13 protein-coding genes are annotated in these 19,873 nt (G+C 50.3%); 8 read left to right on the top strand and 5 right to left on the bottom strand.

All coding sequences use genetic code 11. The features are described from left to right. Positions 1 to 60: 60 nt before the first annotated feature. On the bottom strand, positions 61 to 2,913 hold the full coding sequence (locus tag SYNPCCP_RS03280) for a GAF domain-containing protein (RefSeq protein WP_020861492.1): 2,853 nt from the start codon (positions 2,911 to 2,913) through the stop codon (positions 61 to 63). Between the two features lie 64 nt (positions 2,914 to 2,977). Between SYNPCCP_RS03280 and SYNPCCP_RS03275 the strand changes: the two genes are divergently transcribed. Beyond that, a complete protein-coding gene (locus tag SYNPCCP_RS03275; RefSeq protein WP_010871838.1) occupies positions 2,978 to 3,190 on the top strand; it encodes a chlorophyll a/b-binding protein in 213 nt (70 codons plus the stop codon). A gap of 323 nt (positions 3,191 to 3,513) precedes the next feature. Here SYNPCCP_RS03275 and feoB read toward each other — a convergent pair whose 3' ends face one another. The 4 genes from feoB to ftsH1 form a co-directional block, all read right to left on the bottom strand. Then, entirely contained in the window at positions 3,514 to 5,358 is a 1,845-nt protein-coding gene (gene feoB, locus SYNPCCP_RS03270) for a ferrous iron transport protein B (RefSeq protein WP_010871837.1), read from the bottom strand. A 7-nt stretch (positions 5,359 to 5,365) separates the two neighbouring features. Continuing rightward, positions 5,366 to 5,605, bottom strand: coding sequence for a ferrous iron transport protein A (locus tag SYNPCCP_RS03265; RefSeq protein ID WP_010871836.1), 240 nt, complete (start codon positions 5,603 to 5,605; stop codon positions 5,366 to 5,368). Positions 5,606 to 5,869: 264 nt separating this feature from the next. Continuing rightward, a complete protein-coding gene (locus SYNPCCP_RS03260) occupies positions 5,870 to 6,340 on the bottom strand; it encodes a hypothetical protein (protein WP_010871835.1) in 471 nt (156 codons plus the stop codon). 15 nt (positions 6,341 to 6,355) lie between these two features. Beyond that, positions 6,356 to 8,353, bottom strand: coding sequence for an ATP-dependent zinc metalloprotease FtsH1 (gene ftsH1, locus SYNPCCP_RS03255; protein WP_010871834.1), 1,998 nt, complete (start codon positions 8,351 to 8,353; stop codon positions 6,356 to 6,358). Between the two features lie 100 nt (positions 8,354 to 8,453). On the opposite strand from ftsH1, the gene SYNPCCP_RS03250 reads away from it, so the two are divergent. The 7 genes from SYNPCCP_RS03250 to SYNPCCP_RS03215 all read left to right on the top strand — a co-directional run bounded on the left by SYNPCCP_RS03250 (position 8,454) and on the right by SYNPCCP_RS03215 (position 19,768). Then, complete coding sequence (locus SYNPCCP_RS03250; protein WP_010871833.1) at positions 8,454 to 9,038, top strand: thioredoxin family protein; 585 nt, start codon at positions 8,454 to 8,456, stop codon at positions 9,036 to 9,038. Positions 9,039 to 9,116: 78 nt separating this feature from the next. Then, entirely contained in the window at positions 9,117 to 11,117 is a 2,001-nt protein-coding gene (locus tag SYNPCCP_RS03245) for a ribonuclease catalytic domain-containing protein (RefSeq protein ID WP_010871832.1), read from the top strand. Between the two features lie 718 nt (positions 11,118 to 11,835). Further along, positions 11,836 to 12,957, top strand: a complete 1,122-nt coding sequence (locus tag SYNPCCP_RS03235) for a response regulator (protein WP_020861489.1) — start codon at positions 11,836 to 11,838, stop codon at positions 12,955 to 12,957. Between the two features lie 106 nt (positions 12,958 to 13,063). Further along, positions 13,064 to 13,429: a PleD family two-component system response regulator gene (locus tag SYNPCCP_RS03230; protein ID WP_010871830.1), complete on the top strand. Its 366-nt coding sequence runs from the start codon at positions 13,064 to 13,066 to the stop codon at positions 13,427 to 13,429. 32 nt (positions 13,430 to 13,461) lie between these two features. Continuing rightward, positions 13,462 to 13,929 carry a CheW domain-containing protein gene (locus SYNPCCP_RS03225; RefSeq protein ID WP_010871829.1) on the top strand — a complete coding sequence of 156 codons (468 nt, stop codon included), beginning with the start codon at positions 13,462 to 13,464 and terminating at the stop codon, positions 13,927 to 13,929. Between the two features lie 146 nt (positions 13,930 to 14,075). After that, positions 14,076 to 16,937: a HAMP domain-containing methyl-accepting chemotaxis protein gene (locus SYNPCCP_RS03220; protein WP_010871828.1), complete on the top strand. Its 2,862-nt coding sequence runs from the start codon at positions 14,076 to 14,078 to the stop codon at positions 16,935 to 16,937. A gap of 56 nt (positions 16,938 to 16,993) precedes the next feature. Continuing rightward, positions 16,994 to 19,768, top strand: a complete 2,775-nt coding sequence (locus tag SYNPCCP_RS03215; RefSeq protein ID WP_010871827.1) for a hybrid sensor histidine kinase/response regulator — start codon at positions 16,994 to 16,996, stop codon at positions 19,766 to 19,768. The last annotated feature ends 105 nt before the right edge of the window (positions 19,769 to 19,873 follow it).

Genomic DNA, 19,873 nt, shown 5'->3' with positions numbered 1-19,873 from the left:
ACGTAGGCGATCGCCGTTGTTGGCCAGGGGCACCAAAGGAAAAATAACCTGATTACCACTTCAGACAGCAGGGGAAGTTTCCACCGCAGGAACTGGGACAGGCAAGGAAAAATAGAAAGTACTACCCCGACCCAGACTACTATTAACGCCAATGGTACCGCCGTGGTGTTCAACAATTTTTTTGCAAATGGGCAATCCTAACCCCGTACCCTGGGGTTTATCAGTGAGCACATCTCCCCCTCCCTGTTGGAACGGCTCGAAAATTTTCTCCTGGTCCGCTGGATGGATACCGGGGCCATGGTCAATAATTTCTACCCAGAGATAATTTTGGTGAAAGTGGCTACGGGCAGTGATTAAACCCTTAGGGGTGAATTTGACCGCATTGGAGAGTAAATTAAGCACCACCTGCAAAATCCGGTTTTCGTCTCCGATAAAATCAGGCAAACCCGGTTCCAAATCCCCTTGCAAACTAATATTTTTCTTCTGAGCCTGGGGAGTAATGGTGGCGATCGCCCGTTCAATAATGGGGCCAATGGCACAGGGTTGTTCCTGCCAGGATTCCTGTCCTGCTTCCATTTTGGCAATATCTAGCACATCATTGATCAAAACAGTTAGGCGCTGGGCCTCCGACTCAATGATGGCCAAATTCCGCATCACCCGTTCCGTAGCCTTGCCAAGGTGGGGCTGGGCCAAATCCAACTCCGGGATAATCACTCGGTTTAATTTATCCTGAATTACCGTGGCAAAACCCAAAATAGAAGTGAGGGGAGTACGTAATTCATGGGACACCGTGGCCAAGAAATCCGTTTTCATCCGCTCCACTTCCCGCTCGTGGGTCACATCCCGGATCATAATCACCGCCCCCAGGCATTGGGGATATTCGCAGCCATTTTCATGGGAAGTAATGCTAGTGATCAAAGCTTGTCCTTGGCGGCCCTGACTTAATTCCACATCAGCGGTGACCAGTTTTTGCTCTTCCCTTTCCGGTTTAGCTAACAACTGATTCAAAGTCTCGGGGAAATAGGCATCCACCCCCGCGCCCAATAGTTCTAGGCCCTCCAGATCAAACATGGCCAACAGGGCCGGATTGTAGCGGGTAATGCGACCAAATAGATCAATCACCAATAGACCATCGGCCAGGTTATCAACGATCGCCGTCAGATCAGCCAGAGTATTTTCCATGGTTTTAGACTGCTCTTGGAAGCGGGCCAGCAACTGGGCTTGGTACACTGCTACGCCCAACTGATTGGCAATTTGATGGAGCAAATGGATTTCCCTCGCTTGCCAATGGCGGGGAGCCCCATTTTGATAGGCCCCCAACAGGCCCCAGAGTTGTTCCCCCACAAACACTGGCACAGTTAAAAAGGCACGAATTTCAAACCGGCGCAAATTGTCCAAATGGCAATCGGTAAAACCGGCTGTTTCCACGTCCCCCACCGCCAAACTCTCATGGTTGCGGTAACGACCCCCCTCATTTTCCTGGAGATAGGTGTCTTGCCAGAGGGGGAAATTATTTTGCAAGTCTTTCAGTGGTTCCCACATTTGGGCCACCGACTCATGGATAAATTCCCCGCTCCAGTCCGGATTAAAGCGATAGACCAACACCCGGTCACAACTGAGCAAATGACGCACCTCATCACTGGTGGCCCGAAAAATATTCTGTAACTCCAACGTTTGGCGAATGCCTTCAATCACCCTAGTGAGGGCCCGTTCTTCCTCCGCAATGCGGGCGAGATAATCCTTTTGGGCTTCCACTTCCCCCAGGGCACTTTGGAGAGCGGTCGATCGCCGTTGGGACTCGGTCAATAATTCTGCCTGTTGTAACGCCACCCCTAAGTTGAGGGCAATTTTGAGGGCAAACTCGATGTCCGAACTTTCCCACACCCGGGGCCCATCACACTGATGCACCGACAATACCCCCCAGAGGCGATCGCCAGAAAAGAGGGGCACCACCAAATTAGCCTTGGCTAGTGCCAACATTGATTGATCGAAATCCGCCCTTTGATCGTCGGTGTCATCCATGGCTAAAATCAATCCCTTGGCAAAATGATCAATCCATCGCGATGACAAAGGCACTCTTTCCTTTGGAGGCAAGAGGCATAGCTTGTCGTCCGTTTGGGCTTCCGCCTGAATTTCCCCCCAGGAAAAATTTTTATTCTGCCTAACTTTAATAATCATTACCCGGTCTGCTACCAACAATTTCCGCACCTCCGTCACCGTAGTTTGAAAGAGGGAGCGTAGATCAAGGGCAAAGCGAATTTTATCGATAACATCAGCAATGGCCCGTTCCCGTTGGGCGGATTTAAGGTAGGTTTCCCTTTGGACCTGGCCCTCGGCCACCACAGTCTGCAACGCATTTTTATGGTTCTGACAATGAATCCAAAGCTCCGTTTTCATCAAACCCAAACAGAATAGATGGGCAATGCGCTGGGCAAATTGTTGATCCTCCAGGGGCCAGGGCCGGGCTTGGTGGAGATATTGGAGACTGAGAACTCCCCAATGACGCTGGTTAATCACCAAGGGCAAATGCAATAGACTTTTAATCCCCAAAGTTCGACAAAATTCCCCCTGGACCGGATCTAGTTGGACAAATTCACCTTCCCCCTCCCACACTGTCCACAGCCCGTAGTGGGGAAGCTGCCCCAGCAGATGGAGCCAACGACAATCGGCACAGGGTTCATCCAAAAGCATAATATCCCTGGCCGGAGCGATGGCCTGGGCCACAAGGCGGGATTGACGGTTCGGGAACACTGCATTTTGCACCAACAACACCCGGTCTACCCCCAAACCCCGCTGTAATCCTTCCACCACCAGTCGATAAGCATTATGTAAATCCTGGGACTGGAGAATCATTTCCAACAGTTGATCGGCGATCGCCTGTTGGACTGCGGTGCCATGGGAAGAAGGGGACATTGTTACATTCCTTAAAAAAGTGTTACAATAGTTAACATAGACTTTTACTAGGAGTAATCCAATTATGACCACCCGTGGCTTCCGCTTGGATCAGGACAACCGTCTCAACAACTTTGCCATCGAACCAGAGGTTTACGTCGACTCTTCCGTACAAGCGGGTTGGACTAAATACGCCGAAAAAATGAATGGTCGTTTCGCCATGATTGGTTTTGCCTCCCTCCTTATTATGGAAGTGGTCACAGGGCACGGCGTCATTGGTTGGTTAAATAGCCTGTAGAATAGGCCGAGTAAAGCTCCCCAAGCCATCCAAGGTGGGCAAAAGCTCAAGTAAAAAACCTCCGTATTGGGTGGCTATGCCTTGAAGAGCTGTCAAGGGTTTTCAACTGGGTCATCAAACCGTTACGTAAAACCGGGGGAAATGTAGTGGTCTCTCCCCCTCCGGTTGTCCAAGCAAAAACTACTATTATGATACGGAAGTAAGCTTAGTTTGAAGCGTTGACACTTCCATTTATCAAAGGTTTTCCTGCATCTTTACTAAACTGAAAACTGCCAAACAAAACTCGTCATTTGAGTGCCCAGGGGGTGAATTAATGATTAATTTCACCAACCAAGCCAGGAAAAGCTTTGGTAGAAAATAAAGCTAAATAGCCAGGCCGTTACCAGGGGAGTAGCCACAGAAATAGCAGTGTAGGCAAGGGATTTACTTTCACCCCAAATCGCCCCAAGGGTAGTAAGGCAAGGAATATAGATCAAACTAAATAAACAGTAGCTAAAACCCTGGGCAAAGGTTACTGTACTGTGGATTTGGTCAGAGACGGCTTCGGAGTTGTTGAGACCATAAATAACAGTTAGGGCTGCTATTTGAACTTCTTTGGCGACAAAACCAAAAATCAAAGAAATCGTTAAAAAGGGATTGATGCCCAAGGGATTCATTAATGGTTGGAAAACACTGCCAATGCGTCCCGCAAAGGTTTCTAAACCCGTACTACCTTGGGGGAAGCTGGTTAAAAACCAAATGAGGCTACTACCAATCACCATAAACATCGATAAACGGGCAACAAACTCCCGCATTTCTCCCCACACTCGCAAAAATACCTGCTTAAAGGTGGGCAAACGATAGGGGGGTAATTCTAATACGAAGGGGTCCCGGGCTTGGAAGTAATGAAAACGACTTAGAATGGCGGCCACGGTGAAGGCAGCCACAAAGCTCATTAAGTACAGTAAAAACAGAGCGATCGCCCCTTGGGTGCCGGGCATAACAGCCGCCAGGATAAAAACAAATACTTGCAGGCGGGCAGAGCAGAGAGAAAAGGGAATGACTAACATAGATAAAAGTCGCATTCCCCGGCTACGCATGACCCTAGTGCCCATAATGGCCGGGACATTGCAGCCAAAACCCATCATTTGCAGCACAAAGCTCCGTCCATCTAGCCCCAGTCGCCCCATGAGGGCATCCATCAGATACGCGGCCCGGGAAAGATAGCCACTGCCCTCTAGGATTCCCATGACAATGAAAAAGATCGCCACCAAGGGGACAAAGGAAAGTAGGGCGGCAAACCCAGTCCAAATACCGTCCAACAGCAGTCCTTGCAGGATGGTGGGTAGGGGGGAAAATAACGGCTCTAAAATATTGCTTTGCACCCAACCCGTTACCGCATCTACGGGATCGGCGCTGGGCAAACCCACATGCCAAATTACCCAAAATACCCCAAACATAGAAGCGAAAAAGATGGGTAGGCCAAAAACGGGATGAAGCATCACCCCGTCAATGACATTGGTGAGGGTACGAGCATTGGGGGATGGCATCTGCACCACACCGGCCAGGGCCGTTTCCATGTCGGCGATCGCCACGGGGTGATCGGAAAGAACATTAACCAGATTGGGGATTTGGTAGGCTTCTGGTTGATCCTTCACCGCCCGACCAATGGCATCCATGGCCCGACTACAACCCGTTCCGTATTTTGCACTGATGGGATAGAGCGGCAGACCAAGCCGTTCCTGGAGAGCAGCCACGTCAATTTGCACTCCGTAGCGCTTAGCTTCGTCGGCCAGGTTTAAGAGGGTGATCGCCGGAATGCCTAGGGTTTGTACCTGGAGGAGCAGACGAATTTGTCGGTCAATTTGGGCAGCGTTCACCACCACCACCACTAAATTGACGGCATAGTTAGCAAGGAAACGTTGCACCACCCGTTCATCTTCGGAAAAGCCATTGAGGTCATAGATGCCCGGCAGATCAACAAACTCGATTAGTTCCCCCTGTAACGGCACCACCGCCCGGAATAAGTCCACTGTCAACCCCGGCCAGTTGGCGATCGCCGCATTGGCTTTGGTGATCCGGTTGAAGAAAGTGGATTTACCTGTATTGGGCTGCCCAATAAAAGCAACCCTTTTTTTCACATCTGGACGACTGGACTGGACTGACCCCCTTTGGCAATGACTCACCATCTCCGCCCTACTCTCCTAAGGTAATCTGCACCAATTGGGCTTCACTACGGCGCATGGCCACTTCGGTGGTGCTACCAATGCGGAGGTGGAGTGGTCCCCCCAAACCAGCCTTGCGGAGCAATTGAATTGGTTTATCAGGAATTATTCCCATTGCTTCTAGGCGATTAACTAACCCCTGACCGTGGTTTCCTAGTAAAATTTTCTCCACAAAAGCCAACTGACCCACCGATAAATCCAATAACGTCATGGTTTTCCCAAAACTGCAAATAATTCTCAACTATTAAGTTAGCATTATCTGTTCAGAATAAATATCAAAAATCACTGGAATAATTGTGAGTATAATCACTTACCATTGATTAAATTCCATGCAACCTATGGAAAAGTCCTGCCCAAGACAGATGCTGGGAGCATTGCTGTAGATCGCCAAAAATCTCCGCAACTATTTGGGACCTAAGCCCCGGTTTGTTAAATCATTAGTGTTGACCGAGTTAAAGAAAATCCCTGCTGGGAGCTAGGATTCCAATAAAATAGTGCGGCCATTTTGGTTAGTGCGGTAAACCCAATTTTTTTGCCCCGATTGCACCGTCACTTGCCAGCCTGGGGTCATCACCTGGGCACACATTTGCCCTTCCTGGGCCAAGCCGAGGCAACTATCGGGCCAGGTTTTGTTTTCTGAGGACTGGACTGCAAACGCACTGGCCGGTTCGCCGGTACGTTGAGCAAGGTCAGCAATAATTTTGTCGGCGATCGCCTGGGGAAGCATGGGGGATTGGGAAATTAAAGAACTAGGGGAAGAAGACGGGGTGGCAATGGCAGGGGAGTTTTGCCCTTCCGGGGATAAACCTTGGTCAGCAGGGGCACAACCCTGCACCGGCATCATACTGAGCAAACTAAGCCATAGTAATACACCCCAAAATTTACCGCCCTTGGGGGAGTTTTCCGGTTTTCTGGGTTGAAAATAGATTGTACGAGGATCGGACATTGCACAGATAGGGGGCTACTTACCGGCTAGAGCAGGCTGTTTTTGAGATTGTTGATAACTTTCCACCAGTTGCCGAAAATGCTCCCCTTCAATGGTTTCTTGATCGATGAGCGCATCGACTAGTAAATCCATTAAATTACGATTTTCTTCAATAATGCGGGTGGCCCGTTGGTGGGCAGCGGTGACAATGGCTTGGATTTCCCGGTCAATGCGGGCGGCAATGTCTTCGGAATATTCGGAACGCTTGCCCCAATCTCCGCCGCTAAAGTTACGATCGCCTTCCTCTTCCAAGGCCACTAGACCCAGGGAAGACATGCCCAGTTTCGTCACCATTTGTCGGGCTAGGTAGGTGATTTTTTCAATGTCGTTACCGGCTCCGGTGGTCACCTCGTCGTCGCCAAAAATAACTTCTTCGGCCACCCTCCCCCCCAACAATCCTGCAATGCGGGCAATCATTTGGTTGCGGGTCATGAGGCTTTGGTCTTCATCAGGGGTGAACCAGGTCAAACCTTGGGCTTGGCCCCGGGGAATGAGGGTAACTTTTTCCACCGGATCGTGGCCAGGACAGAGGGTGCCAATCAAGGCGTGGCCCACTTCATGGTAAGCAATTAAGCGTTTACTTTTACTATCCACTAGGGGTGTACCTTCCATCCCCGCCACCACCCGGTCAATGGCATCATTCACTTCCGCCATGGTGATGGCCTCCTTGCGCCGCCGAGCGGTGAAAATGGCCGCTTCATTTAACACGTTGGCCAAATCTGCCCCCGTAAATCCGGGAGTTCTCCTGGCGATCGCCGCTAACTGCACCTCTTCGTGCAATTTTTTGTTTTGGGCGTGGATTGCCAAAATTAATTCCCGGCCCTGGACATCGGGGTAATCCACCGTCACCTGGCGATCGAACCGTCCTGGCCGCAAAAGGGCCAAATCCAGCACATCGGGGCGGTTGGTGGCCGCAATGACAATGATGCCGCTGTTGCCCTCAAAGCCATCCATTTCCGTCAACAATTGGTTGAGGGTTTGTTCCCGTTCATCGTTGCCGCCGCCATAGCCCACACCCCGTTGTCGACCCACCGCATCAATTTCATCGATAAATACTAGGCAGGGGGCATTTTCCTTAGCTTTTTTGAATAAATCCCTGACCCGGGAAGCCCCCACCCCGACAAACATTTCCACAAATTCTGAACCGGAAATGCTGAAAAATGGCACCCCCGCCTCCCCGGCGATCGCCTTAGCTAATAAGGTTTTGCCCGTACCGGGAGGGCCGATGAGTAGAACACCCCGGGGAATTTTTGCGCCGATGGCGGTAAATTTTTCCGGTTGCTTGAGGAAAGTTACCACTTCCTGCAATTCTTCCTTCGCTTCGTCAATGCCGGCCACATCGTCAAAGCCGACACCGGTTTTTGCTTCCATTTGGAACCGGGCCTTGGATTTGCCAAAACTCATGGCCTGACCCGACGCATTGGCAGAACGTCGCACCACCATCACCACCAAACCGATCAGAATAGCCACCACCAGCAAATTGGTTAGTAGACCATACAGGGCCGAATTATCCGGGGTGCGGTTGATGTCTAAATCGATGGTTTCGGAACGGCTCCGCAGGAGGTTGAGCAACTCTGGATTATTGTCTAGTAACTGCACGGTTTGGGGCTTGGACCCTGGGGGAGCATCCTTGAGGGTAACGATCGCCTGGCGGCGGTTAGTGTCCACTTCCACTTTGGCCACTTGATTAGCTTTAATGGCATCGATCAACTGCCCATAGTTCATTTTCGGTTCAGCAGACCGGGGGGAGCCAGAGTTAAAAAAGGAGCGGGGTGTGGCTTCTCCATTGCTGGAGTTAGGGGATTGGATGGGACTGGGACTGGCCTTGGGTTGGGCCCCTTCTCCCCCTTCCTGGGCCAGGGTAGATACCGGTAGGGCTAGGGTGCCAGCTACCAGTAAACCCATCCCCAAACGGTGCCAAAAGCGGCTAGGGCTGGAGAAACTATGGCGATCGGAACGGGGACGATGACTCATGGACGTTTTAAACTAAAAAAATTCCAGCAGAGGGGAAAAACTCCAACCCCCATGATAGCTTGGGTCTTTGATTAACAAAATGTAACGAACTGCTCTAACTATGGTTTTAACTCCCTCCACCATGCTTGCCCTTGGTACCCAAGCACCGGACTTTTCCCTTTGGGACGTGACTGCGGAACAGCCCCTCACCCTAGGGGAAGCCATGGGAGAAAAAGGGCTATTGGTAATGTTCATCTGTTGTCATTGTCCCTTTGTCAAACACATCCAGGCCCAGTTAAGTCAGTTGGGGAAGGATTACCAAAACTCTGGTTTAGCCATGGTGGCCATCAGCGCTAACGATATAGAAAAATACCCCGATGACGCTCCCCCAGGCCTGAAAAAAATGGCCCAGGATTGGGACTATTGCTTCCCGGTACTGTACGACGAAACCCAGGCGATCGCCAAGGCCTACCGAGCAGCCTGCACCCCCGACTTCTTTTTGTTTGATGCCCAGGGGAAATTGGCCTACCGGGGCCAGTTAGATGACAGTCGCCCTAGCAATGGTTTGCCCGTTACCGGAGTGGACCTGAGACAGGCCATGGATCTAGTGCTGGCCGGCAGTCCTGTGCCGACGGAACAAAAGCCCAGCATTGGTTGCAACATTAAATGGAAACCCGGCAATGAACCTGATTATCAAAGTAATTAGGCAGCCAAAAACCCAAGGGGGAGTAACCCCTGTGCCAAAATAACGGGAGAGTAATTGTGACAGAGCAAAGGCATTCCGGTGGAAAAAGGACAACTAATTGAATTCCGGCATCAAGGAGAACGGCGGTTGGCGGTGGTCGATCGCCCGGACGGCAAAAAAGATTGGGTGGTTATTGATCAACAGGGCCAAAGCCATAAACTGAAGCCCCAGCGGGTGGAGTATGAAATTCCCGGCGGTCCCTACACCGTCGATGATCTGCCTAGTTTTTTAGGGGAAGTGGACCAGTATCTCGACCCCTCTAGTTTGGAGGTGGCCTGGGAACTATTGATTGAAGAGGGGGAAAGCATCACCCCGGCGGATTTGGCCCTATTGCTATTTTCTGAGCAAAGTCCTAGTCAATGCTATGCTGCCCATGCCCTGCTAGCAGAAGATAAACTCTATTTCAAACAAAAAGGCAATCATTACGAACCCCGCCCTAGTAGTCAAATCGAAGAAATTAAACATCAAATGCGGGTGCAAGCCCAAAAAGAACAGGAGCAACAGGGTTTCATTGACCGGGTAAATCAAGCCCTGGCCGGGGAAAAAGTTACCTGGGAAGGGAGCGATCGCCTACGGTTGGAAGCGTTGGAAAAATTTATCCTTTTCCCTGAACAAAATCATCGCCAGGCTTTGGATATTCTCCAAACCCTTGGTAAACCTGGCCGTACCGACGAAACCCAAAACCTCCTGATAGAATTAGGCATCTGGCAACGCCATGAAAATCTCTTTTTGCGTCGTAGTGCTTACCCCAACCAATTCCCCGCCAAGGTATCCGATGTGGCCCATGCTTACCTAACCAATCCTCCCCCCGACCCCGACCAAGAACGCTTCGATCTGACCACCCTAAAGACCTACACCATCGATGATGAAAGCACTTCGGAAATTGACGACGGTCTGAGTGTGGAAACCTTGGCGGACGGCGGCCATCGGCTTTGGATCCATGTGGCCGACCCCACCCGGTTGTTGAGTCCCAACGATGAACTGGATTTAGAAGCCCGTAAACGCAGTACCAGTCTTTACCTGCCCACGGGCATGATTTCCATGTTTCCGCCGGAGTTGGCCACGGGGCCGATGAGTTTACTCCAGGGGCAAAGATGTGTGGCCTTAAGTTTTGGAGTGACTTTGGATGAGGTGGGGGCAGTGAGGGATTTTACCATTGCCCCTAGTTGGGTTAAGCCTACCTATCGCCTCACCTACGAAGATGTGGATGAGATGTTGGTGCTGAAAATTCAAGGGGAACCGGAATTGCCCCTCCTAGCCGAAGCAGCCAAAAAACGGGCCCAATGGCGTAAATCCCAGGGGGCTATCACCATCAAAATGCCCGAAGCCATTATTAAAGTTAATGCCGACGAGGAAGTGCAAATTTATCTCCAGGAAACCTCCGTTTCTCGTCAACTGGTGGCGGAAATGATGATCTTGGCCGGGGAGGTGGCGGGGCGTTTTTGCCAAGAGCATGGCATCCCAGTCCCCTTCCGGGGCCAACCCCAGCCGGAGTTACCCTCCGATGAAGAGTTGTTGTCTTTACCGCCGGGCCCTGTGCGGGAATGTGCGGTACGCCGTTGTATGCCCCGTAGTGAAGTGGGCATTACCCCCAGTCGCCATGCTAGTTTGGGGCTGGATTTGTATTCCCAGGCCACCTCCCCTATCCGTCGTTACACTGATCTGATTACCCATTTTCAAATGAAGGCCTACCTACGGGGGGAGCCGTTGCCTTTCTCTGGGGAGCAGGTACAAGAAATTCTATACAGCGTTATGCCCTCTTCCAAGGAAGCTACGTTGGTGGAACGGCAAACTAACCGTTACTGGAGCTTGGAGTTTCTGCGGCGCAATATTAATGAGGTGTGGCAGGGGGTGATGCTCCGTTGGTTGCGGGAGGATGATGGCTTGGGTTTAATTCTTCTTGAAGAACTAGGTCTTGAATTGCCCCATCGCTTTGACCGTCCCATTTCCCCCGGCGATCGCCTAAGCCTAAAGGTTAGTAATGCCGACCCCCATCGAGACGAAATTCGCTTCCGGGAATTGTTGGCCAATGAAGCCTAGACTAAAGACTTTTGGTACTCAAAATAACCATTGAATCCTCATTTAGTTTATTGGGTTGGCGGTTATTTTGAACTCATTAAACGGAGCAAACAGTTTTTTCTTACCCTTAAGCAGGGCCCGCAGAAAATCCTGCCATCTCCATCACCGGCCATAGGAATACTTCCAAAATTAAGAGCTAATGACCTTAAATGTTATTTTAATAATAAGAACATTAGACCGAAAATCAGTCTGAGAGTAAAGCTTTTTGAGGGACGACTCGGGATTTTCCTCCTACTTAAGTAATTAGGGATACTTAACTAAAAAGAGTTGAACCTATATCAAAAAAGGGAATTTGATCATGGCAAATGTAACAATAGATACTTCCCAAGGGATAGATTTCCCATAGATTGAAGAGCAAAAACGATTAGTCATGGCTGATCGTTGAAGAAATGGGATAAGGGATGAAATGGTGCTTGATTTTAGAAATAGTATGGGGTTAAACTCTACTCATTAATTTGCATTGTTCCCATAGCAAAGTGATCAACTATAGTTAACTTAAGATTAAGAAAATAGTTAACTTTAGGGCTAATAATTATTGACAGGTTTCGCTCTCACCTTAGATGGACTTTATTTGTTCAACCGCCATTGTTGTCCCATGCAATCTCCCCTGTCTTCTTCCCCGGCCACGAATCAGACCACACTAGGGTTGGCCTACCCCCTGCCATCTCCCCCGAACGCTATGGAAGCTTCTCCCCCCTCCGCCAGTGAAAGCCCTAACTTGTACCAGGTTTTACAGAACCTCATTGCCAAAGAGAGCTCTGGCAAATTGATCGTTCATAGCAAGGGCAATCCCCGCATCCAATGGCGGATCTATCTGGGCAACGGACGCATTCACTATGCCGGAAGTGACCAAGGGCAATCGGAAAGGCTGAACTATCTGTTCCAACGCTACACTCCCACTAAAAGACTTCGCCTTGAGCAGCCCATCACCAGCGATTATCAGTACCTCTGTGAGTTGTGGGATTCCCAGCAGTTTTCTTTTCAGGAAATCCGCTCCATTCTGGCCAAGTTAACCCAGGAAGCTTTGATCCAAATTCTTTCCCTGTCCCAGCCGGTTTGCACTTTCGAGGAAACGGTGGGGCTAGATCGTTTACTGCTCTATCTGGACTTCAAGCAGTTAATGCAACCTGCCGCCCAGGAAATCAAACATTGGCTCAAAATTTGTACTGTCATCAACTCCCCTTTCCAACGGGCGATCGCCGAGAATGTGGATACCATCTTGCCTGGGCTATGTAAGCTCGAACACATCACCAGTGACTTGCTGAACCGCTACCAAAAATTGCCGGAATTAATCGCCCAGGAAATGTGTGTGTATGAAATTGCCGAGTCTCTGCACACCAGTAGCCTTAGTGTGGCCATTATTCTCAAAACCCTAGTGGGCCTAGGTCTCATCACCATGGGACCCTACGAACCGGAGCAGGAGGATAACCGCCCGGTCATTGCCTGTGTGGATGACAGTCCTTCCATTCAACGGGTGGTGAGCTTTGCCCTCGAAGCCACGGGTTTTAAGGTGATCAACATCAAACAAGCCTCTAGTGCCCTAACTACTTTGATGCACGCCAAACCGGCCCTGATTTTAATGGACATCAATATGCCCGACATCGACGGCTATCAACTGTGCAGTATTTGCAATAAATCCGAAGCCCTCAAGCATATTCCCATTGTCATGTTGACCGGCCGCAGTGGAGTTTTAGACCGGGTAAAAGCAAAAATGCACGGCTCCGTTGGCTACATTTGCAAACCGTTCCAGCCCCAGGAATTAGTGGAAACAGTGCAGAGCTTTATCTCCGCAGCTGTTTAATTACTTAATTACTACTGATAGTTGTTTGTATAAGTTAGTTTTAATTACTGATTTGCTTCTTCTATCCTATGATTATCATCGTTAGCAATTGCCCAGGGGGATACCAGTGAAAACTGTTTTAGTTGTGGAAGATACCAAGTCTGACCAGTTATTGGTTCAGGGGCTTTTAAAGTCCATGGGCACAGAGGCTGTCATTTGTAACAATGCCGATGAAGCCCTGGAATGGTTAAACAAAAATACGGTGCCTGACCTAATTATGCTGGACATCGTTATGCCGGATATTAGTGGTTATGACCTATGTCGCAAAATTCGGGGAGAATTGGCCCTAGAAGATGTGCCCATTGTCTTCTGTTCCACCAAAAATGAGGATTACGACCGTTTTTGGGCCCTGCGCCAGGGGGGTAATGCTTATTTGATTAAGCCCTATAGCCCCATTGAGTTGATGAAAACCGTTAAGCCCTATATTTCCTAGAACTTGCCAATGCTGACTACGGTGATGAGGTTATGGTAGAGGACTATTTTTGGATTGATTTGGGTCTGCCCCTGACGGTGGCTATTCCTTTAGCTAAAACCCGGGAGGTGTTGTCCTTTCCCCTCAGTTCCCTTTGTCTCATTCCTGGGGTAAGACCGGAGTTATTGGGGGTGAGCAATCAACGGGGAAATCTGCTTTGGGTGATGGATTTGCCCCGCCTATTGTCCCCGGCTACGGCTAACCCCCTCAATTACCGTACCTTGAGCAATACTAAAGCAGTGGTACTGGTGGGAGAATCTGCCCAGGTGGCGGCGATCGCCGAAGGATTGAAGGGCATTGTTAGCTTTAGTACAGAGGAAATTAAGCCACTGCGGGAGCCCTTTTTATTGGGAGAAGGCAACAAAGACGGGGAAACCATTCTGATTTTGGATGTGGATCGAATTTTTGCCTGGCTCCAGGGTGGGGGTTCCATTAAACCGCTTCACCCATTGGAGAAATAGTTATCGGGCCTCCCCAAAGTTTTTGCTCAACTTAATCTTGGTCTTAATCCTTACTTTTTCACCTTAACAGAGTCTTAATTTTCATCGTTAATCCTGAAACTGTTCCGACCCATTGCCCAATTGTTTTTTAATTACTTTTAATCGCCATGGTTAGCACCCCCACTAAACCCCAATTTTCCCAAGAGATTCTGGAACTGCAAGCAGCAGCCATGGCTGCCCCGGATGATCTATTTGCCCAGATCGTCCTGGCCGGTGCTCTCCAGCAAGAGGGTTTTTGGGAGGAAGCGGCCCAATACTATCGTCAAGCCCAGGAGTTGGACAGTGACGGCATTTATGGCGAAACCATCAGTAAGGCTTTAGCGGAAATTCAGCCTAATTTACCAGCGGTGGAGGAAATCCCCGCTATTCCCCAACCCCTGACTGAGGAAGAGAAGAAGCAGGTCTATCCGCCAGAGATTCTTATGCTCCAGGAGACGGTGCAAGAGAGGCCCGACGATCTGGTGGCCCAAATAAGTTTCGCCAGTGCCCTAGAAGCGGGGGGATTTTTAACCGATGCTCTCCAAGCCTACGAAGATTTAAAAATTAACGATGAGGAGGGGATTTTCCATGCCACCTGTGACCAGGCGATCGCCGGCATTGAGGCCCAACTAGCGGATCCCAATCGCATTACCCCGGCCATGGCTTGGACTGGGACCTTAAAATACGCCGCCGCCACCGATGATTTAGCCCTGGACGAAGAGCGGTCTAACCTAACATTGCAAAAACGCTGGGCTAACTTGCCCATTGCCACCAAGCAATTCACCGCTTTGTTGGTTTCCAGTGCCATAACTGTGGTTGCAGTGGTGGGCACCGGGATGATGATTGCCATTTCTTCGGGTAGATTCCAACTGAAAAACCAGACTCTGGCGGAGTTGGTGGTCACCGAGGGCAACTACAACATCAAAATTGACCAGATGAGTTTTGGTTTTCGGGGTCAATCCGATAACCTGGCTATTATTCAAGCGGCTCGACTCTACAGCGAAAGGCAACCTATTCCTGCTCCTTTGGCGGCCCAGGTACGGGACATTTTAAAAAATGAGACCGCATCGAGGGATATCGAATACGCCACCCTGGTGGGTCAAGACCAAAGGATTATTGCCAGTGCCAATGCCCAACGGAACGGACAAATATTTGACCCCAGCAACCTTGTGACTCTGCGGATGGGTTATCCGGGACAAATTAAATTTAGTACTATTGTCAGCAAAGAAGAACTGGAAAAGGAACTACCCCCAGGCATCGACAACTTAGAGCAGGAAAATGCCCTCATTCGCTACACTGTCACCCCGGTGCAAGATCCCCAATCCAAAAAGAATATTGGTACCTTAATTGCTGGAGACATTGTTAATGGCAAAGACGCCATTGTGAAAAACACAGTGGACAACTTTGATGGGGGCTACAGTGCGGTTTATTACATAGACCCGAATGGGGAAATTCAACTAGCTACCTCCAACCTAAAAACTGGCAGCGGTCAGAATACCAAAGTCTATGAGAATGTTGCTTTTCCAGATTTAGAGTTACTGAAAAAGGCCCAAGAAAATCCAGACATGCCCTTAGTGGGGAGAACTACCGTGGAAGGGGAGCCTTTAACGGTGGCCATTAAAGTGATCAAAGACATTCAAGGCCAACCCCTCGCTTTGCTTGTTCGGGGCACCTCTGAAGTTGAATTTAATGACCTCCTAGAAAGAACTCTTCTGCTGCAAATTGGTGTGGGGGCAGTGGCTCTGTTGGTGGCGGCGATTATTGCCTATTGGTTAGGTAAAACCTTGACCAAGCCGCTGAAAAATTTGCAGACCACTGCCCAAAAGTTAGGAGAAGGGGAAACCGGTGTGCGGGCGGAAGTGGAATCCAAAGACGAGGTGGGACAATTGGCTGTCACCTTCAACGCCATGGCGGAACAGGTGGAAGCTTCTACCCGTTCTTTACAGGAAACGTCCCTAGAGCGGCAACAGGAGGCCGAGAAACAACGGCAACTAAAAGAAGAACTCCAAGACGGGGTGGTGCGGTTGTTGACGGACATTGAAGAATCTTCCCGGGGGGATTTGACGGTACGTAGTTCCGTGGAAGCTGGGGCCGTAGGGGCGATCGCCGATGCGTTCAATGCCACTTTGGCGGGGTTGAGAAAACTGGTTAAACAGGTGGTGGATACGGCAACGGAGGTGAGCGGCCAAGCCCAGGAAGATAGCCAAGAAATCACCAGTTTGTCTGACAATGCTCTGGAACAAGCCCGGGCCCTGGAATTCGCCACTGCTTCCGTAGCAGAAATGGCCCAATCCATTGAGTCCGTAGCTATAAGTGCCCAAACGGCGGCGGCGATCGCCAAACAGGGCAACGAAGCGGCCCAACAGGGGCAAAACACCATGGACGAAACGGTGGAAAGTATTTATAAAGTACGGGGCCGGGTGGCAGAAATTTCCAAAAAGTCGAAGCGATTGGCGGAATCTTCCTTGGAAATTTCCAAAATCGTCGGAATTATCTCCGGTATTTCCGAAAAAACCAACTTATTGGCCTTTAACGCCTCCATCGAAGCGGCTAGGGCGGGGGAAAACGGTCAGGGTTTCCGGATCGTTGCGGACGAGGTACGACGATTGGCGGAAATGGTAACCCTCTCCGCCCAGGAAATTGAGCAGGTAATTCTCAGTATTCAAGAGGAAACCTCCCAGATGAGCCAACTGATGGAGGAAAGCACCAACGAGGTAGTCACCGGTACCCAATTGGTACAAAAAACCAAGGAAACCCTGCAAAATCTGGCCCAGATTAGTGAGGAAATTGACACTGTACTGGATTCCATCTCCCGCAACACGGAATCCCAACGGTTAGCATCTCAAATGGTGACGGAAACTGTACAAAACGTAGCCAGCGTCGCCAAAGCCACGTCGGACAAATCCCAACTGGTGTCCCAGTCCCTGCAATCCCTGGCCAAAACCGCTGTGGATCTGCAAACCGCCGCCGGTAAATTCAAAGTGGAATAAGCGGAAATATTTCTCCATGCCTTGTCAACACACCCAACCCCGAATTTGGTCAACGTATGTTTGATGCCGCCACCCTCGCCGCCATTACCGCCGAAGCCCGTCAGGCCTTTTTGGAGGAAGACGCGCCGGAATGTCTAGCACAGTTGACAGTGGGTTTCCAGTCCTTGGAACGGGTGTTAGGCCCCGCTGGGGATTCCCAACAACGGCAAAAGCTGATTCAGGATATGGGACGGGCGGCCCATTCCCTCAAGGGGGGAGCGGGAATGTCGGCTTTAACCCCTCTGCAGACCCTCTGTCACCGGTTGGAGGATTTATTTGAGGCTCTAGAACAGGGAAGGGTGGAAGATAAATCCATGGCAGTGGGTTTGATTGCCATGACCATCGAGGAAACCCAGGCCATGGTGGAGTTGGCCAACAGTGGTCGTTTACAGGACACGGATGAGCCGCCGGAACTTGCCCTGGCCCTGGGGGAGTTTTTAGAAACATGTCAACCTCAACCTTCCCAAGAGGAGGCGATCGCAGGAGATGTGTCCCAATTTGTGCGTACTTCCTTAACTGTGGAGCTAGAAGCTTGTTTAGAGCGGGTAGAACGGCGACTGGAACGGGGAGGGACTGCCACGGAGCTACGGGAAAGTTTTAGTCTTTTGCTAGAGGAATGTACCCTGTTAGGCCAAGCTCTTAGTTGTGATTGGTTGGAGGAGGCCGGGAACCGTTGGCGGGGAGAATTGGTGCGGCCCCAGGTGGATTTGCTCACCCTTTTACCCACGGCGATCGCCGAATTGAGATCTTTAAGGGAGCAGTTTTTAGCGGGCGAGTTGACCCCCCCAGCGCCGGAAATTGTTGCGGAACCGGATCCCGAACCATTACCAGAGGTTAAGCCAGTAACGGCAGTAATTGCGCCCCCCGTCCCCGGCGTTCCAATTCCCGCTGTCGTGACCGCCAAAGCTTCCCCTGCCCCCAGCACCAGGCAGACTTTACGGATTCCCCTCGATCGCCTGAATAAATTAAGTAATACAGTTAGTGAATTGCTAATTAACCAGGAAAGGTTGTTGGAATATGACAAACAGCTACGGCAAGCTAGTCGGAACCTAAAAAGGCGGGGGCAACAGTTAATCCCCATGCGGGAGCAAGTGGAATCCCTCTACGATGAACTTTCTTTCAGCGACCAAACCAAGATCAGTCCAAGTAACGGTGGCGGTAACCAAAACGGTGATAGTCAAAGCAGTTTGGGCATAGCGGGATTGGTGGATTTTGATGCCCTGGAAATGGATAGTTACACTGCTGTCCATGGCATTCTGCAAAGGTTCCAGGAACTGATGGTGCAGGTGCAGGAAATCCAGGAAGACGTGGATTTAGTGGAACGGGATTTACAGGAAACCCTGATCCAGATGAGTCAGTCCCTCCATCAATTGGACAGTGAATTGACCCAATCCCGCCTGGTGCCCTTTCGGGGTCTAGCCCAATCCTTTGCCCAGCCGTTGGAAAAGCTAGGCGATCGCCATAAAAAACCGGTGCAGTTTGTCATTGAAGGGGAAAACACCCTAGTCGAAGTGGCCATTTTGGACCAGTTACGCACCCCCCTAACCCATTTAATTCGCAACGCCTTTGACCACGGTTTGGAATTTGTGCCAGAACGCCAAGCCCAGGGCAAACTTCCCGAAGGGACCATTACCCTCAGCGCTAGCACGGCCAATAACCAAGTTTTAATTACAGTAAGTGACGACGGTCGGGGCATTGACCCAGAAAAAATTAGCCGCAAAGCAATGGAATTGGGTTGGCTAACCCCAGAGCAGTTGGGCACCATCGGGGAAGCTCAAATGTTGGATTTTCTTTTTCAGCCGGGATTTTCCACCGCAGCGGAAGTGAGCAATCTGTCCGGGCGGGGATTAGGACTGGACATTGTCAAGCAAATGATTGAATCCCTGCGGGGTACCTTGACGGTGGAAACCAAATTGGGCCAAGGCAGTCGTTTTCTGATCCGTATTCCCCTAAGTTTGAATATTGTGCCCCTACTGCTGGTGCGCTATCAGCAACGGTTACTGGCGTTTCCTTCCGAAAGTGTGTTGCGAATTTTGCCCCTGGACGATTACCCGATTAAAAATGGTCGGGTGGAATGGCAATCCCAAATTATGGAAGCTTGCCCTCTGGATGAAGTGTTGCCCCAAATTTATCCCCAGGGTTTTAGTCCTTCCCCCGGTTTACCCCATAAAGTCGGACTGATGGTTAACCTTGGCGATCGCTCGGCATTGTTGACAGTGGAGCAAATTGTCGATGAACGGACCTTGGTGGTCAAAGCTCTGGACGCCATTACCCCCATTCCTTCCTATGTGGCGGGCTGTACCGTTTTGGGTACTGGAGAAGTGGTGCCCGTATTAATTCCCAACAATTTTGCTGTGCTTTGGCGTACTGAGCCTACCTTGCCCCAGGATGCGGCGGGATCCGCTGGTGGTCAGACCACAATCCTGGTTATTGACGATTCCGTCACAGTGCGGCGAACTTTACAACGGGTGCTGGGAGGCAGTTTCCGCCTCATCCAATGTCGGGACGGCAAAGAAGCTTGGGATTTACTCAACCGGCAAAACCAAGGCATTGATTTAGCTCTGTGTGACATTGAAATGCCCAATATGGATGGGTTTAGTCTGCTGCAACTGGTGCGGGCTCACCGAGTTTGGCATAGCTTAACGGTAGTGATGCTCACCTCTAGGGAAAATCCCCTCCATCGCAATCGGGCCAAAGCTCTTGGGGCTGATGGTTACCTCACCAAACCATTCCAACCCAATCAATTGTTAAGCACCATCGATCAATTTTTGGCAGAATCTGCCCAACGCTAATCACTCCTAAAAAGCATTTCCTTTCAGTTTTTTGATCCCCCATTGCCGTGATGTTTGCTTAGGTTCCATCGGACAATTATCGGTATTGTTCTATGTCGGCGATCG

The sequence above is a fragment of the Synechocystis sp. PCC 6803 substr. PCC-P genome, assembly GCF_000284455.1.
Lineage (GTDB): Bacteria > Cyanobacteriota > Cyanobacteriia > Cyanobacteriales > Microcystaceae > Synechocystis.
Note: the sequence above shows the minus strand (reverse complement) of the source record. Positions and strands in the feature narration are given on the sequence as shown.